The organism is Ferdinandcohnia sp. GQ5, assembly GCF_059759275.1.
This window is the reverse complement of the sequence record NZ_JCAXEW010000046.1, coordinates 1-1,330: the sequence shown is the minus strand read 5'-3', so window position 1 is coordinate 1,330 and position 1,330 is coordinate 1. Positions and strand designations below refer to the sequence as shown.

At 35.5% G+C, this 1,330-nt stretch carries 1 protein-coding gene; it reads right to left on the bottom strand.

What is annotated here, in order from left to right; genetic code table 11:
- Positions 1-63: 63 nt before the first annotated feature.
- Positions 64-1,233, bottom strand: a complete 1,170-nt coding sequence (locus AC6CHV_RS26295; RefSeq protein ID WP_341330668.1) for an IS256 family transposase — start codon at positions 1,231-1,233, stop codon at positions 64-66.
- Between the last annotated feature and the right edge of the window lie 97 nt (positions 1,234-1,330).

The following is a 1,330-nucleotide window of genomic DNA, read 5'->3' as shown; positions in this document are numbered from 1 at the left end:
ATTTGTATGGGTAGGAAGGGGGTACCCCCTTCCTACCCATACAAATTTCGCTCGCTTCGCGTACTATCTTTTTTTGATTGGCAGCTTTTTCATAACTTGCTTTTCTTGATAATCCATTAATATGGCTCCAATTAAGCGAAAGGCAGATTGAGTGTGAGGGAAAATTCTTATTACTCTTTCTCTTCGCCGGACTTCCTGGTTCAACCGCTCCAATGAATTTGTACTGTGTATATAAGTGTGGTATGAACATGGTTCATTTAGGTATTGGATGGCATCTTCGAAGCCTTCTTCTAAGATTTGTATTGCTTTTTTTAGTTTAGAATTATCTCGATAGTTCTTAATAAAATCTTCTTTAAACGCGCAAGCATCTTCTCTAGTCATAGCACTGAATATTCTTTTTAAATCAAAGATTACCTGTGCCATATCTTTTTTTGGAAGATCACCTATTATATTACGCTTGAAATGTACAGTACATCTTTGCCATGAGGTTCCAATAAATTCACGTTGTATAGCCTTTTTTAACCCTTCATGAGCATCTGATATAACTAGCTTAGGTGATTGTAACCCGCGTGACTTTAAATCCTTGAAAAAGCTTTGCCAAGCATCAAAACTTTCTACATGATCTACTTTTAGACCAATAACTTCTCTTTGATCTTTTTCATTAATAGCAGTAGCAATATAAACTGCTTTTGAAACAACACGGTGATGTTCACGAACCTTTATGTACATGGCATCTGCAAAAATATACGGATAGTACATGACGTTTAATGGTCGATTTGCCCATTGATTAACGATTGGTTCAAGTTTCTTTGTAAGTGATGACACAAAGGATTTCGATACATTTTCTCCACAGAGTTGCTTTACAACCTTCGTAACATTTCCAGTAGATACCCCATTAATAACCATCTCTAACATAGAAAGAACAAAAGCTTGGTCGCTTCGTTCATACTTTTCAAATATAGATGGAGAAAAGTCACCTTCACGTGTACGAGGAACACGCAAAGTAATTCGTCCGTTAGATAATAGTAAATCACGTTCATAATAACCATTTCGGTAATCTCGACGAGTAACTGTTCGTTCATAAGCTTTTGCTTGTAAGTGTTCATCACGTTCTTTTTCCATTATTTCATTCAGTACTAAGACTATGGAAGCTTTAGTAACCGCTTCGATATTAGAGTTCATAACAGCATCTTTTAAATTGTCCAAATTTAGGGTAAACTGAAGTTGAGTCAAAATTAATTCCTCCTAATGTTTTCGTCGCTGATAACATTGTGGCCAAATGGAATTGATTTGACTCTTTTTCTTTTTACACAATTATATGGACTTAATC